The organism is Gimesia chilikensis (genome assembly GCF_007744075.1).
Lineage (GTDB): Bacteria > Planctomycetota > Planctomycetia > Planctomycetales > Planctomycetaceae > Gimesia > Gimesia chilikensis_A.
In genome coordinates this window covers 3,146,932-3,163,639 of record NZ_CP036266.1, presented here as the reverse complement: position 1 = coordinate 3,163,639, position 16,708 = coordinate 3,146,932, and the positions used below count along the sequence as shown (strand labels likewise).

The window sequence follows — 16,708 nt, the reverse complement described above, 5'->3', positions numbered from 1 at the left end:
ATGGGCCTGCCCGATCTATTAAAACAGCTGAATCAGGTCATCTTTCGCCAGCAGATCAGTCTGAAGCTTAAGCGACTGACGCTACTCTGGCTGGTTGCAGGCGGTCTGACCCTGCTGATGGTACTCCTGCTTCCCCCCGTAGCAACTCCTGCCGAACAGTACTTGTTATTGGGAGTTTTACTGGGAGTCCCAACCTGTATCGCTGTCGGCTTGCTGGCACATCGCTCGCGAAACCGCTACTCTCCAGCCAGTCGGCATGCAGTGGCAAAACTGATCGAAGAAACTTATCCTGATCTCGACACCAGTCTGCTCGCAACACTGGAGCTGGAAAAGCAAAACTGGAATGAGTCACCCACATTTCTGCAGAAGCGTCTGCTGGCCCAGGTTATTTCACACGGCACAAACCATGACTGGCGGCAGGCGATTTCCAACCGCAGTCTGATTCTGCAGAGCACCACACACTTAACCTGCTTTACTGTCTGGTTGCTCTGCTGCCTGAGTTGCTGGACTCTGCTCCAGGCCGCTCCCACTCCTCAAAAATCATCCATCGCTCTCATAAAACAGGCCCAACAGGAATTCAAAGTTGAAATTCAACCTGGTTCTACCGAGGTAGAAAAAGGACATCCCTTGCTGATCACTGCACGTTTCTTGGAAAAAGTCCCGGAGACTGCAATTCTGCATTTCAAAACTGCCAGTGGGACCACCACAGAACTTCCGCTGACCAAACAGCTGGACGACCCGATTTTTGCGGTTCGAATTCCTTCTTTAATAGAGGATTTGAGCTATCAAGTGCACTCAGCAGACTGGAAGTCAAATGTTTCACAGGTAAAAGTCTATGTCCTGCCCGAGCTGGTTCAACTTGACAGCACAATCACACCGCCAGACTATACAGGTCAACCAGCGCAGCGGAATGAAGACAGTCTCACACTGAGTGCAATTGTTGGTTCTAAAATTCAATTCCACGCCCGCTTTAATAAGCCAGTGAGAACAGCTGAACTTAGAACCGATAACGGCAATTCATTACCGATGGTGATCGATTCAAATGGGTTATCGGGCCGTCTGACATTGCAGGCAGAACAGGACCAGACCTGGAACCTGCTTCTGAACGACAGCGATGGTCGTTCAAACCGCACACCACCATTTATCGACTTGGCCGTGATACCCAATCTTCCACCTGAAATCAAAATCACATTTCCAGCTCGCGACACCCGTGTCTCCCCACTCGAAGAAGCACTGGTTCAAGGCACCGTAGTAGACGACTTCGGCCTGCAACGGGTAGGTCTGGTTTACTCGATTCCAGGCCAGGAACCACAGACTGTAGTACTCCGTGAAAGCGATAAAGCAGCAGTCGATTTCACGGCTGAGCACACTCTCTCTCTGGAACGTCTGCACGTGCAGCCCGACACCCTGATTTCCTATTACCTGTTTGCTGAGGATCTCGAAGCAGAGGGTCGCACGCGCAAAGTCCTCAGCGACATGTATTTCATGGAAGTCCGTCACTTTGAAGAGATATTCCGGGAAGGACGATCTCCCAGCGGCGCCTCACAGGCAGGAAAAAGTGGTGGCAACGCACAACAGGCCGAGAAGCTGGCAGAACAACAAAAACAGATAATAAATGCAACCTGGAAAGTCATCCGCCGCGAGATCAAGTCAACCGTTTCTGAACAGTTTTCCCCAGATCTCGAGACGCTCTCGCAAGCACAACAGTCGCTGGTAGCAGAATTGCGCAAGCTTTCCGAAAAAATCAAATCCCAAAAATCAAAAGCACTGATTGACTCCATCTCGCAAAGCATGCAGGAGGCCGCTACCTGCCTGGACTCCGCCAGGGAGGCGCAGTCTGTATCGACACTTTCAACGGCTCTGGCTGCGGAACAGACTAGCTATCAGATGCTGCTGAAACTGCGTGCCCGGGAGCATGAAGTCTCCAAGAGTAAAAACGGCGGAGGTAGCAAGGGGGGAGGCAGCAGCCGTTCGCAGACTCAACTGCAGCAGTTGGAACTGACCAATAAAAAACAGCGTTATGAAACAGAAAATCAGGCTTCTCAGCCCGCTGCTGCTCAACCAGATCGGGAATCTCTACAAATTCTGAATCGTCTGCGGGAACTGGCTGAGCGTCAGAAAGATCTGAATGAACAGCTCAAGGAGTTGGCCAATAAACAGCGGTTTGCCAAAACACACGTAGAACGGGAAGAGATCGAACGACAGCTCAAACGCCTGCGGGAACGACAACGCGAACTGTTGCGTCAGGCGGATGAAGTGGCCCAGCGGATGGATCAGGCCAAACAACCCGATTCAATGAAATCACGTCGCGAACTGGAACAGACCCGCCAGCATCTTCAACAAAGTGCCCAGTCATTAAAAGAGGGGCAGGTTTCCCGGGCTCTGAACTCAGGCACCCGGGCACAGCAGAAACTAAATCAGTTGAAAAATGACTTCCGCAAAAAAACAGCCAACCAGTTCGCCGATGCCATGCGTTCGCTGAACCAGCAGGCAGAACAGCTTGATCAGAAGCAGCAGGCTATCAATCAGGCGATTAATGACCAGAAACGGAAACCGGAACCGGGAGCACGGCGTTCCCTGAGAAGCCATCGGGGCAATTCAGAATTGGCAGATCAGTTGAAACAACAGGAAGACCGCCTCAAAGAAATCATGGAACAGATGAAGCAGGTTGTACAGGAATCGGAACAGGCAGAGCCGCTGCTCTCACGACATCTGTATGACGCAATTCGCAAAACGAGACCCTTTCGCCCCGAAGAAGCATTGAAAGATGCGGCCAATTTCCTGAAAGAAGGAAATGGTAATCAGGCTCGTGAAGCAGAAGAACGTGCTTCACGCGGCATCGAGACCATGAAACAGGGAATTCAGGTCGCCGCTGAGAGCGTACTTGGCAACGATCTGGAATCATTAAAACGCGCTCGCCAGGCACTCAAATCGCTCTCTTCTGAAATACAACAGGAACAGCAACTGGCAAGCAATTCTCCCCAACAAAAACCACCAGGCACTGGTTCGGGAAAACCTGGTTCCCCATCTCCACAACAAGCAGGTCAACGTCCCAATCCAGCAGGTTCTCAGGGGCAAGGTAAACCGGGTGAGAGTAGACAAGACCAGAACAGCCTGGCACAGAATCAGCCGATGCCTGGAAAATCAGGTCAAAATCCGTCCTCAGCCGAACAGTCAAAGTCTGGCCAGCCTCAATCTGGACAACCACAGCAGGGACAATCAGGACAAAGTCAACCTGGAAAAAGCCAGTCCAATTCATCAGGACAGCCTGCCAGTCAGGGGCAGGGGCAGGGGCAAGTACAGCTGACCTCGGCGCAGGCAGGCAAAGGAAACGGTTCTCAAGCCAACTCCCCCAATTCTTCGCAAAATTCAGCCGCTCCCAAATCTCTTAAGGGACAACGGGGACAGTCTCAGGGAGGACTTGGTGGTGGCCAGGGAGGCCCCGGCAGCCCAACCCCTGGACCTTTGACGGGAAACCAGTTCCGCGAATGGTCAGACCGGATGCGGGACGTGGAAGAAATGGTGGGGGATTCCGAACTACGTAGTCGAGTCGCTCAAATTCGTGAACGCGCACAGAGTATGCGTGCAGAGTTTAAACGTCACTCCAAAGCACCAGAGGGAGACTTGATCAATGCACAAATCCTGGAACCGCTGGCTGAAATTCAAACAATTCTGTCAAACGAAATCAGTAAACGAGGTGCGCAAACATCGCTGGCACCGATTGACCGTGACCCGGTACCAGAAAAGTACTCAGACCTGGTCCGACGCTATTATGAAGAACTAGGGAACGGAAAATGATCAGTCTGGCAGAAATTCAATTGGGTGCTCCGGGCTGGAGCCTTTTTGTACCAGTAGCCATCATCTCAGGACTGGCGCTGTTGGTCTACGCGTACCGTTCACTGACAGTTCAGCGTGCCCTGTCAGGGGGGGCTGCCGGGTTGAAACTACTGGCGATCGCAATCCTGGCTATCACCCTGACGGAGCCACTCTGGAGTGGCACACGTATGGCCCCCGGCACGAATCTTTTCGCAGTCTTGGTTGATGACTCGCAAAGCCTCGCCATTCAGGACCCGAAAACGGGTAAACCCCGTAGCGAACAGTTGAAACAGTTACTAGCGTCAGCCAATAAACAGCAACCTGAAGCTCAAGCCCGCTGGCTGATCGATCTGGAACAGAATTTTTCCGTACGCAAGTACTCGCTCGACTCTCATGCTCATGCCCGCTCTGACCTGACGCACCTGAAATTTGAGGGAACGTCTTCGAATCTGGTAACCAGCCTCAATGAACTCAATCAGCGATACCAGAAACTGCCCCTCGCGGGAATCCTGGTGCTGACGGATGGAATTTCAGCCAGTGATACCAGCCAGCTGAAAACCAGTGTCCCCATCTATCCGGTTCCCATCGGTCATGTCGCTCGGTCAACCGATCTGGCAATTACTAATACTTCAGTCAGTTATTCTCCTTTCGAGGATGCTCCGATACGCATCTTGGCCGATCTTTCCGCCACGGAATGCCAGCAGAAACAGCTTACCGCCCAACTAATAGATCCGGCTGGAAAAGTCGTTGAAACTATCACGCGCGAAGTCAGTCAGCCCGAGCAGCAGTTCCAGATTCGCTTCCAGGTCAAACCAGAAGAGACCGGCGTTGCCTTCTATCGGATTAAAACCAGTGTCAATATTCCAGAGGGGGGCGAACTGACGCTCGCTAATAACCAGCGCACACTGAAGGTCGACAGGGGACGGAAAGCACACCGCGTTCTTTATGTCTCGGGGCGTCCAAACTGGGAATTCAAATTCCTGCGGCGTGCGATTCATGAAGATGAGCATATTCAGCTGGTAGGACTGATTCGCATTGCACAAAAAGAAACAAAGTTTGATTTCCGTAGTCGAGACGGGGAAGAGGGCAATGCCCTGTACCGTGGCTTTGATGAGAAAAACGAGAAGGATCTGGAACGCTATGATCAACCGGTATTTGTCCGGATTAACACACAAACGCCGAATGAACTGAAGGATGGTTTCCCCAAAACCGAAGCCGAGCTGTTTCAGTATGAAACCGTAATCATTGATGACCTTGAAGCAGCCTTTTTTACTCACGATCAGATCGAACTGCTGACCCGCTTTGTTTCAGAACGGGGCGGGGGGCTGGTAATGCTCGGAGGCCAGGAGTCATTTCAACAGGGGGGCTATGACAAAACCGACATTAAGCGAATGCTGCCAGTCTACTTTTCTCACGCTCCCAACCCACAGATATCCAGCGATGTCCAGTTTCAACTGACACGAGATGGCTGGCTGCAACCCTGGTTGCGTCACCATAAACAGGAACAGGACGAACAGAAACGACTGGCAGAAATGCCGGCGTTCAAAACCATTAACCGGGTAGACACCACCAAACCAGGCGCGATCCTGGCAGCCGAAGCGAAAAACACATCACGCTCCTCTACCCCCGCAATCGCTTCACAACGTTATGGACTGGGCCGTGTCACAGCTGTAATGATTGGGGATCTGTGGCGCTGGCGTCTCCAGGAAGATTCTCCAAATCCGCAACTCTATAAAGCCTGGCGTCAGCTTTTGCGCTGGATGACTACCGACGTTCTGGAACCAGTCTCGCTGCAAGTTGTAGAATCTGAAGATGCCTCATCGGGTACAAAAATTAAGATTCTGGTCCGCGATCCCGAATTTCAGAAACGCAGTGATTACCTGGTCGCTTTAAAAATCACAACTCCCGACAAAGAAACGCTTGAGCTTACAGCTGAACCGCTCGCCGATCAGCCTGGAGAATACCAGACATTATATCTGCCACAACAATCAGGAGGTTTTACAGCCACCGCCACAGTCACTGCTCCCGATGGTAAAACTCAAACTGTCACCAGCGGCTGGGTACATGCTCCCGAAATCAAAGAGTTTCGCTCGGCCCAACCCGATCTGGCATTACTTGAGCAGTTGGCACATGATTCTCAAGGTGAGGTCGTTCCCGCTGCCAAATTGCGACAATTTGTCAATTCGCTGGATCAACGTAAGTTACCGGTGATGGAAGAGGCTGTCACGCCACTCTGGCATCATCCGGGGGTGTTGCTGCTTGTCCTGGGATGTCTTTTTGGAGAATGGTCTCTCAGACGCTGGAAAGGATTACCCTGATGCGAAGTTTCAGAATGACCATTATTCTGGCGGCGTGCTCTTTGATCTGTGGGAATCCGCTAGTGCACCTTGCTGCCGCAGAATCACCTGACAGACCAGAACGTTTTATCCTCGTGCTCGGGGCTGAAGGAACAGACGAATATGCCATTCAATTCGCTGACTGGGCTGAGAACTGGAAACAACTTGCGGTTGGAAAACAGGCTGAGTTGACTGTGATTGGAGAAAGCCTCGATGCCCGCAATTCTGATCGAACTCTGATCGAACGGGAACTCCTGCGTTCCCCGGAATCCTACAGTGCAACCTGGTTGATCCTGATCGGGCATGGTACGTTTGATGGGAAATCAGCTCGCTTCAATCTCCGCGGCCCCGACCTGACTGCGGAACAACTGCAAGTCTGTTGTGATCAGATTACACATCCACTCGCAGTGTTGAACTGTTTTTCGGCCAGTGGTCCTTTCCTGCAGGCACTCTCAGGGGAGAATCGTGTGGTAATCTCTGCTACCAAAAATGGATTTGAGTTCTACTTTTCCCATTTCGGTAAGTTTTTGTCCGCAGCGGCTTCCGAGCCAGAGTCAGATCTGGATCATGACGGACAGGTCTCACTCCTGGAAGCTTATCTGGCCGCTTGTCGTCAGACAGAAGCTCATTACCTGGAGCAGGGCCAACTGGCCACTGAGCATGCGTTGCTGGACGATAACGGCGATCAGCGGGGCTCAAGAGCTGATCAATTTAAGGGGTTGGATCATCTCCCCGAGCCAGGAGCAACAGCCAGCCTGCCAGACGGACATCGAGCTCAGCAGTTTGCCGTCTGTGCATTGCGACCAGTTTCCCAGATCACTGGAACTCAAAAGCAACGCCGTGATGCACTGGAAATCAATATTCTGGAACTCAAACAGCGAAAGACAGAATTTGAATCCGAAGACGATTACTATCAACAGTTGGAACCATTAATGATTCAACTGGCTGAGATCTATCGGCAAGCGGAGCGGGGTAACACTCCCACCATTCATGACCCGCTGGTGGTCCCTGTCAAAGCAGAACAGACCGGCGAATAACCGGTCTGTTTGCATAGTAGATTCAATTTTGACAAGGTAAGCAATATTACTCGCCACTGATTTCCTTGGCCAGTTTTTTGAGAGCTTCACTCTCAATCTGACGGACTCGCTCTCGCGTCAGTCCCAGTGCCTGCCCAATCTCTTTGAGGGTCTTCGGTTCCTCACCATCGAGCCCAAACCGCATCCGCAGGATGTTGGCTTCGCGATCTGGAATTTCCTTCAACAGCCTGAAAACATGTTTGAGGTTGTCATTTTCGACCAGTTCATCGTCCGGCCCTTTGAGACGGTCATCGGGAATCATTTCTCCCAACGACCAGCCGGCGTCCTGTTGTTCTGACTGCGGCGAGGAATTGTAAAGCTGAATTGCTTTCTTGACGATTTTCAGTTTCTTGGGAGGAAGATCCAGTTCACGCGCAACTTCCTCAGTCGTCGGAGTACGGTCCAAAGTATCCTGAAGCTGGGCAGTTGCCCGCCGCCACTTGGTCAACAGTTCGACCATGTAGGCAGGAATACGGATCGTTTTCGCAGAATTTACCAGAGCCCGTTTGATTGATTGCTTGATCCAGTAACTGGCATAGGTACTGAAACGGGTCCCCATATCCGGGTCGAAGCCTTCGACTGCCCGCAGAAGCCCCAGGTTACCCTCTTCGATCAGGTCCTGGAGTGGCAGGCCTTTGCCGGAATAAGCACGAGCAATATTCACCACCAGTCGCAGATTCGCACGAACCATCCGGTCGCGTGCCTCTTTATCACCATGTTCAATGCGATTTGACAGCTCTCGCTCTTCTTCGGCAGAGAGCAGGGCGGTTTCATTGATCTCTTTAAGATATGTTTCTAATGGATTCTGTACGGCTGAAGAGGAACGCCGTCGAGCAGTTTTCTGCATGGAAAACCTGTTATCTGTTTCTGGTGACAAATGGAAAGGCCGTTCGTTATCCATGGCTTTCCATTCGATTTGCAACCGTTCGCGGGAACTCGTTTCCTCTCGACACGATAATTCAATCACAGTCAGTCGGTTAGATATACCGACACCCTGTAGAGTTTTTATCGGCAGGCAACATCGCTTTTCTGAAACAGGAGTCGAAAAGCAGCCCGGGAAAACACGGTTCTACGGAAGCTGTAACGGTTATATCAACTGGGGTAGATTAGCGAGCTAAAACACAGCTATTACAGTACTTTTTCACAAATAGCCCACACTGACATTGCATCCAGCAACTTTGATCCATGTGCATCAACACTCGAGAAACAGACACGACTTAAGTATCTGGTAGAACATCGAATTCGCTCTAGACGTAAAAAAAGCGGCGATCATTTCTGATCGCCGCTCTATATGCAACTGACAGTCAGTGACTGAAAGTGTTATGCAAGTTTACTCTTCGCTGGAATCTTCTTCTTTGGAAGCTTCCGCACTCTCTGAAGGCATAGTGAACAGTGGAGCATCTCCACCAGTTCCACCCATGAGTTCCTTACGAGGAGAGGAAGTAACTTCGCTGCTTTCACCAGCAGCAGCTTCTTCTTCAATCGGTTCTTCGAGTTTACGACTCAGGCCGATTTTACGATCGTCTGTGTCGACACGCAGGATTTTTACATCCAGGGTTTCGCCGACTTTGACGATGTCTTCCGGATTTTCAACCTTGTGGTCTGCCAGTTCAGAGATATGGAGCAGGCCTTCCAGTTCGTCTTCCAGCTCAACAAAGACACCGAAATTGGTGATCTTGGTAACCACACCCTGCACGATTGCACCTGGCTGGTATTTCTGAGGAATGTCGGTTTCCCAGGGATCCGAAGAAAGCTGCTTCAGGCCCAGGGCAATCCGCTTGCGTTCTTCGTCAACAGAAATTACCAGACACTCGATTTCATCGCCTTTCTTCATTACTTCACTGGCGTGTGAAATCTTACGGGTCCACGACATGTCGCTCACGTGCAACAGCCCGTCGACACCTTCTTCCAGTTCGATGAATGCACCGTAGTTGGTAAGGTTGCGAACAGTCCCTTTGACCTTGGCACCTTCCGGGTATTTCTTGGTAACTTCGTCCCAGGGATTGGACTGAGTCTGCTTCATCCCCAGAGAGATTTCCTGCTTGTCTTTGTTGACGCCCAGAACCACAACTTCGACTTCGTCGCCGATATTGACCAGTTCGCTGGGGTGGTTGATGCGTTTGGTCCAGGACATTTCACTGATGTGAACCAGACCTTCAATCCCGTCTTCCAGTTTCACAAAGGCCCCGTAAGACATGACATTGACAACCGTGCCAGTAACCTTGGTTCCCACGGGGTATTTGGATTCGACCAGTTCCCAGGGGCTCGGTGATTTCTGCTTGAGGCCCAGAGCGATCTTTTCTTTGTCGCGATCGACGCTCAGGATCATGACTTCGATTTCGTCATCAATCTTAACGATCTCAGTCGGATGATTGATACGGCCCCAGCTCATGTCAGTAATGTGCAACAGACCATCGATACCACCGAGGTCGACGAAGGCACCAAAGTCGGCGATGTTCTTGACAACCCCTTTGACGATCTGACCTTCTTCGATTTTGCTGAGCAGGTCCTGTTTGAGCTTCTCGCGTTTTTCTTCGATGAGCTTACGACGTGAAACCACAATATTACGACGGGCTTCGTCGATTTTGAGGATCACACACTCAATTGTACGACCAATGTAGTTGGCGATATCAGAGGGACGACGAATATCGACCTGGCTGGCTGGCAGGAAGACGTTCACGCCGATATTGATCAGCAAACCACCTTTGATTTTGCGAACCACGGTACCAGAAACCACATCGCCTTCGGCGTGGGTTGCGATGACCTTTTCCCATTCGCGAATCCGGTCTGCTTTGCGTTTGGAGAGCATGGTCAGGCCGAATTCATCTTCGACCTCTTCGAGCAGGACCTGTACTTTATCACCGGCCTTAGGAGGTTCTTCCTCTTCGGACCATTCGTCGATATGTACGACACCTTCACTCTTGAATCCGATGTCAACGAGAACCTCTTCACCATCGACACTCAAGACCACCCCGTCGATGATCTGATTTACATCATAGGCAATGGAAACAGATGCGTAGACATCATCCAGCACCCAATCATTCTCATCACCTTCTTCACCCGCTTCAACTTCGGGCATGACCTCGGCAAATGCAGCATCCAGGTCTTCGTCAGAAATACCAAACTCTCGAATTAAGTTACGATCAACCATACTAAAAAAAATCCAACTACACTTTTGATTTCGAAATTCATATCACGACTGGAAGTCATGGTTTTCTGATGTCAGCGGAAACAGAGCAAAGTTCTATTTCACAAGCTTAAAAGCGTCTCTTTATTGACATCATCGCATCATATTTGACAGATGCGGGCCTCTACAGGGCTGTCAACTTGCCTTCAAACCGGAACCGACAATCTAAAAAAAAAGCGAAGAGATCAGAGAATCTCCCGCAACGTTCCAGTGAATACCAACTTCTCCAAAACCATCTGTCTGACTTCATGGTCAATGCCCAACGCATTAATCAAGGCACAAAGCAGATCAGTCCGGCAAATATATCAGAAGGTTTTCATTTAATTCCAGCCATATAGGAGGCAGAAAGTGATGAAATCGCTGATTTCTTCGATTTTTCACCAAAATTGAGCCGGAATTCAATTTCACCCTGATTTAATGTCAGGAAAACCGGGGATGTGGCGACTCGTGTACCACAGACGGACTCTGTTGACTTAGTTTCGTGATTTTCTGGCGGATGGCATCAACCGAATCTGAATTATTCAAAATAGAGATTTTGAACTCTGTCTCGTAACTCTCACCGGGCTGTAATACCTTAAGCCGCCCCTGTTCGCGTTCTGTAGCACGGAAATTAGGGTAATTGATGCCAGGCTCCAGGCCAGTCACGTAGCCAGCGGCTTCGGGTTGAGTATTTTTCCAGAGAGTAAAACAGGGTAGTTTCGCCTGCACAAACTCCACCAGAAACCCTATTTCACCCTCTCTACCAGACAGCAGAGCAGGGGTAAGCCCCTGCTCGTCGGCGACGGGTTTAAAATAGTAAGCTTGCTCGGCATAACCAGGCGTCGGCCCCAGATAGGTCTGGTAAGCCGTAACACCCTCTGCAGCACGGGGATCGCGTGGAGCCATTTCTTCAAAAGGGATCGCGAACTGAGCTCCCGCTTCCAGAAAGGGCGCCCCCACATTGATGTGATAAAGCAGTTCGGATTCTGCTTCACTGGCACCTACATTGATAACACGGTCTTTGATTGTAAATGATTCAGAACCCAATTGAGTCTCCAGGGTCGATTCCAGCTGCAACTGGCTGCCAAACAGCATGCCCTCTGTCATGCGTCCGGTAATTCGTATCCATCCCCCGTCTGCAGGATCCAGTTCGACTGAGACATAATGGGCAGGAGTATTCGCGATGCGACCATGCAGGGTCAGTTCCGACTCAAGCGGGTTGCCGCCAGCATCTGTTCCAGGGGGGCCCATGGAAATCAGCCCACATCGACAAATCAGTTCATTGAATCCACTCAGCCAGCCCAGGCCACCCCGTTCAGAGAGGTTAACTAATGCAGGATTGACCGGGGCTTTGACAGGAGAACTCCACCCGAGAGGTAGCTCATCGAACATCCCGTTCCAGACTCCCATACCCCTGGTAGGGATGATATTGAGCTTTAAACGCCCGTTATTAACTTCAATCAGGTCCACTCCCTCAGATGGACCTCCATGTAATGGTCGTTTGTCGACAGACCATTCTGATTGCTTTGAAAACTCAGGGTGACTCTCTGAATTCAGAAGAACCTTCTCGATCCAGGTTTGAGAACTCACATCAGTGAACAAAATCTGAGTTGGTTTCATCGGGGCGCCTCAATGCTTTGGGATCAGAAAATCGATATTTTCGTCATTACCGTCGCAATAATGAATTTCAGTCTGACGATATGGATAATGTAAACCGCTCCATTTCACATATCCACCAGTGAATGCGAAAACGAAACAGAAACTACTCTTGCAGATGCTATTTACGACTTATAATACAGAATAGAACCGATTAATCACAAACCGACAACCCTTTTACAACTAAAAGTTGATCATGGAACCATCGTCTATCGCACGTTTTCCACAGTCTGATGAGCACGGCTATCCTTACACAACCGAATGGTACGACTCACTGAAGTCGTACCTGGGTGAGGCGGGCTGCCGTCAGTTAGGCTTCTATCCGATCCCGCAAGATTTTCTACTGTCGGTCGTGATCCCGATTTTCAATGAACAAAAGACGGTAGAGAACCTGATCAGCCAGGTCAAAGCAGTACCCATTCGCAAGGAACTGGTACTCGTCGATGATGGCAGCACAGATGGTACTCGAGATATTCTCAAACGTCTCGAAGAGCAATCGCAGTCGGAGCAGGATGCGTATAACGAAATCCGCGTCATTTTCCACGAGGTCAACCAGGGGAAAGGGGCAGCCGTCCGCACTGGTTTCCTGGAAGCACAGGGGGATGTAATGCTGATTCAGGATGCTGACCTGGAATACGATCCCTCTGAGTACCCCCGTTTGCTACAGCCTATTATCGAAGGTCGTGCCGATGTCGTGTATGGCAGCCGGTTTCTGGGAGATCAGCCGCATCGCGTTCTCTACTATTGGCACTACCTGGGAAACAGGTTTTTGACGACCCTCTCAAACTGCTTCACCAACCTCAACCTGACCGATATGGAGACCTGCTATAAGCTGTTCAAAAAGGATGTGATCAAGGAAATCGCTCCTGGACTCTGCCAGAACCGATTTGGTATCGAGCCGGAACTGACAGCCAAAGTGGCCCGACGTCGCTGTCGTATTTTCGAGATGTCGATCAGCTATGATGGACGCACTTATGATCAGGGGAAAAAAATCGGCTGGAAAGACGGCGTCAAAGCACTCTGGTGTATCGTCCGCTACGGTCTGAAGGATTAGTGACCAGCCCCAATCTGCAATAAGCTGGCTCAGCGGCTACACTTATTTTCACAACGGCTTACCCGTTCCTTTCTAAAATCAGGTCTGCCACCATTGCCTGCGGGGCGGATTTTCCCATAGAATCAGCAAATAATATTTAATCTGGCAATGATACACATGTCTCCCCGCTCTTCGCAGGAAGAATTACCTGGCCGAATACGGATGTCTAACCAGAAGACAATGACACGCCAGGACGATCCCAGCCATCAGCAACCAGTAAGAAGATCTTAAGCAACGAACGGAACAGCATATGGCCTCTCCGCAGGAGAATCCCCAACGAACTCCTCCTCCCGGCAAAGATCCCCAAAAGCCATCCAGCAAAGAAACTCAAGGTGCCCCATCAACCGGCCCCTGGCTGATTATCCTGCTGATTCTGGTCATTGGCAGTCTGATGATGATGAAATCTTCTCCGGAGAATACCGGTTCGAAGGTCGATTACAGCTTTTTCATCGATGAGCTCAATAGGGGCAACGTCGATTCCGTCGAGTTCCACGGAGATATTCTGACCGGTAAATGGAAAGTCCGTCCGAAAAATCCGGATGATAAAGAAAAGAAGGGGGAAAAGCTTGCGGAAGAGTTTAATACCGTGCTCCCCTCTCACCCCGTTGAAGATCGTGACCTCGTTCCCGAGTTGATTAAACAGAATGTAACCTTCAAAGCCGAGAGCACCAGTGTCGGCATTGGTACGTATATTTTACCCTGGCTGATTGGTCCCTTGCTGATCATCGGCTTCTTCTGGTTTATGCTCCGACGGTCGGCCGATCCCATGGGATCGGGAATGCTTGGTAATTTCACCAAGAGCCCGGCCAAACGATTCCGGCCTTCCGAGGAACAGACCACGTTCGACGATGTCGCAGCGATGGAACAGGCGAAGGCGGAACTGCAGGAAGTGGTTGAATTCCTGAAAACTCCGGCCAAATTTCAGCGTCTCGGTGCTCAGATCCCCAAAGGGGTGCTTTTGATGGGCTCGCCAGGGACCGGAAAAACTCTGCTGGCTCGCGCCACCGCAGGGGAAGCCGGTGTTCCCTTTTATTCGATTAACGGTTCGGAATTTATCCAGATGTTCGTTGGCGTCGGTGCCAGCCGGGTGCGTGACCTGTTCCGCAACGCCAAGGAAAATGCCCCCTGTATCATCTTCGTCGATGAAATCGATGCCGTTGGTCGAATTCGTGGTGCCGGACTGGGCGGGGGACATGATGAACGCGAACAGACCCTCAACCAGATGCTCAGTGAAATGGATGGTTTTCAACAGAATGAAGCCGTCATTGTAATCGCCGCAACCAACCGTCCCGATGTTCTGGACCCGGCATTGCTGCGTCCCGGGCGATTCGACCGGCATATCACAGTTGACCGCCCTACTAAAGAGGGCCGGGCCGCGATTCTGAAAGTACATTCGCGGAAAATCCCCCTCTCGGATGATGTCGACCTGGAAAAGATCGCTGCAGGAACAATTGGCTTTTCGGGAGCTGATTTGAAGAACTTGGTAAATGAAGCGGCCCTGTCTGCGACACGGCTCAATAAAGATCAGGTTGACAAAGAAGATTTTGACAATGCACGGGATCGTGTTTTAATGGGACCACCTCGCGAAGAGATTCTCAGTGAAAAAGAGCGGGAAATGACCGCTTACCACGAAGCTGGCCACGCGTTATTAGCCTGGTTGCTTCCGGAGATCGATCCAGTGCATAAAGTGACCGTCATTCCTCGCGGCAGAGCGTTGGGCGTGACACAACTGCTGCCCGATGAAGAGCGTTATAACATGGGTGAGAAACAACTCCACTCGCAGTTAGCCTTCATGTTGGGTGGTCGTGCTGCAGAAGGGCTGGTGTTTGGTGAACATACAGCCGGAGCAGCTGACGACATCAAGCGTGCCACACAGATCACACGTAAAATGGTCGGACAGTGGGGCATGAGTGGTGTAATTGGACCTGTGGCGTTTCGCCACTCAGATGAAAACCCGTTCCTGGGTAAAGAGATGAAATCTCAAGGCGAGTGCAGTGAAGAAACCGCACACGTCATTGACCAGGAAATGCAGCGATTCTTAAACGCTGCTGAAGAACGGGCAGTGAAAATTTTAACAGAAAACAGGGAGAAACTTGACCTGCTGGCAAAAGCACTCGTAGAACAAGAGGCCATTGACAGTAATGACATCAAGCGTCTGATCGGAGTTTCGGTTCGGGAACAAGCGAACCTGGATAACGCGAAGCAGGCTGGTACTGATACAGAAAATGAACAGCCACCAGAATAATGCTCCGGCACAGGATGCCTCAGCGCAGAGCGAGATTTCTCCTGCCTCAGCAGGAATTTACAGGAAATGAATCAGAAGAAGAAAAAGAAAAAAAAGACCACAACCGCCAGCTTTGATCAGTTAGGACTCAATGACAAAATATTAAAAAACCTGAGCAAAGCAGGTTATGAAAAACCAAGCCCCATTCAGGCTGAGTTGATTCCGATCGCTGTCACCGGCAAAGACTGTATCGGCCAGGCACGTACGGGAACGGGCAAAACTGCAGCATTCTCGCTGCCGGTTCTGCAACAGATTGACCTCAGACGCCCTGGAATCCAGGCCCTGATCCTCGCTCCAACCCGCGAGTTGAGCGAACAGGTCGCTGTGGAAATCCGTAAACTCTGTCCTTCGAAGTCACTCAGTCTGGCCGTCCTTGTGGGAGGCAAGCCTGTTCGCCCCCAGGAAAACCAGCTAAAGAAAGGTGCCCAGATCGCCGTTGGTACCCCTGGACGAGTCATCGACCATATCAACCGTGGTAATCTGAAGCTAAACACCCTTCGCTTTGCAGTTCTGGATGAAGCAGACCGAATGCTGGACATCGGCTTCCGACCAGACATTGAGAAGATTCTCCGCAAGTGTCCCAAAGAACGTCAGACTTTGTTGCTCTCAGCAACACTGCCACCGCCTGTCGAGCGGTTGGCACAACGCTATATGAATGAGCCTGTGATGATCGATCTGTCTGAGAACAAAGTCAGCGTCGATGCCATCGATCAGTATTACATCACTGTCGATCCAGATCGAAAAATCAAACTACTCTCAAGACTCTTGTTCCAGGAACGCCCGAAACAGACCATCGTCTTCACCAGAACCAAACGGGGAGCCGACAAGCTGGATCGGATCTTCTCGAAAAAACTGAAGGACGTTGCCGCCATTCACGGGGACCTGCCTCAACCCAAACGGGACCGGGTACTGAAAAAATTCCGTGAAGGAAAAATCCGTCTGCTGATCGCCACCGATGTGATGGGACGAGGGATTGATGTCAGTGGGATTTCACACATCATCAATTTTGATATTCCTGAATTCAGTGATGACTATGTGCACCGTATTGGACGAGTTGGAAGACTCTCATCAGATCTGAAGGGGGCCGCATTCACCTTCGTCGCCCCCGATGAAGGTGATCAGTTAACCAATATTGAGAACCGGATTAACCACATGATTCAGGAATTCCGGGTGGATAAATTTGAAGCCTACCGCCCCAAAAAACCACGCAAGGAACTGGAACAGATTTCTCACCTGGGGAACACAGAGCACCTGATCAATCCTGAGTTCGGTGATTTTTAA

9 protein-coding genes are annotated in these 16,708 nt (G+C 50.7%); 6 read left to right on the top strand and 3 right to left on the bottom strand.

Features of this window, described 5'->3' with window-relative positions; all coding sequences use genetic code 11:
- Genes HG66A1_RS12025 through HG66A1_RS12015 form a run of 3 tightly spaced genes read left to right on the top strand, consistent with a single transcriptional unit; the run spans position 1 to position 7,189 of the window.
- On the top strand, positions 1-3,798 hold the full coding sequence (locus HG66A1_RS12025; protein WP_145183867.1) for a proline-rich domain-containing protein: 3,798 nt from the start codon (positions 1-3) through the stop codon (positions 3,796-3,798).
- Entirely contained in the window at positions 3,795-6,134 is a 2,340-nt protein-coding gene (locus tag HG66A1_RS12020) for a hypothetical protein (protein WP_145183864.1), read from the top strand. The genes HG66A1_RS12025 and HG66A1_RS12020 overlap by 4 nt, the downstream gene beginning before the upstream one ends.
- Entirely contained in the window at positions 6,134-7,189 is a 1,056-nt protein-coding gene (locus tag HG66A1_RS12015) for a hypothetical protein (protein WP_145183861.1), read from the top strand. Before HG66A1_RS12020 ends, HG66A1_RS12015 begins: the two co-directional genes overlap by 1 nt.
- 46 nt (positions 7,190-7,235) lie before the next feature.
- Here the strand turns inward: HG66A1_RS12015 and HG66A1_RS12010 are convergent, their stop codons facing one another.
- The 3 genes from HG66A1_RS12010 to HG66A1_RS12000 form a co-directional block, all read right to left on the bottom strand.
- Entirely contained in the window at positions 7,236-8,075 is an 840-nt protein-coding gene (locus HG66A1_RS12010; RefSeq protein WP_145040100.1) for an RNA polymerase sigma factor RpoD/SigA, read from the bottom strand.
- A gap of 483 nt (positions 8,076-8,558) precedes the next feature.
- On the bottom strand, positions 8,559-10,379 hold the full coding sequence (rpsA, locus tag HG66A1_RS12005; protein ID WP_145183858.1) for a 30S ribosomal protein S1: 1,821 nt from the start codon (positions 10,377-10,379) through the stop codon (positions 8,559-8,561).
- A 456-nt stretch (positions 10,380-10,835) separates the two neighbouring features.
- Positions 10,836-11,864 carry an aldose 1-epimerase family protein gene (locus tag HG66A1_RS12000; RefSeq protein WP_197997112.1) on the bottom strand — a complete coding sequence of 343 codons (1,029 nt, stop codon included), beginning with the start codon at positions 11,862-11,864 and terminating at the stop codon, positions 10,836-10,838.
- Positions 11,865-12,246: 382 nt separating this feature from the next.
- Here HG66A1_RS12000 and HG66A1_RS11995 point away from each other — a divergent pair, with 382 nt between their 5' ends.
- From HG66A1_RS11995 to HG66A1_RS11985, 3 genes are all read left to right on the top strand, one after another.
- Positions 12,247-13,104, top strand: coding sequence for a glycosyltransferase family 2 protein (locus HG66A1_RS11995; protein WP_197993969.1), 858 nt, complete (start codon positions 12,247-12,249; stop codon positions 13,102-13,104).
- Between the two features lie 289 nt (positions 13,105-13,393).
- On the top strand, positions 13,394-15,388 hold the full coding sequence (ftsH, locus tag HG66A1_RS11990) for an ATP-dependent zinc metalloprotease FtsH (RefSeq protein WP_145183852.1): 1,995 nt from the start codon (positions 13,394-13,396) through the stop codon (positions 15,386-15,388).
- A 66-nt stretch (positions 15,389-15,454) separates the two neighbouring features.
- Positions 15,455-16,708 (top strand): DEAD/DEAH box helicase, encoded by a 1,254-nt coding sequence (locus HG66A1_RS11985; protein ID WP_145183849.1) that lies wholly within the window; start codon positions 15,455-15,457, stop codon positions 16,706-16,708.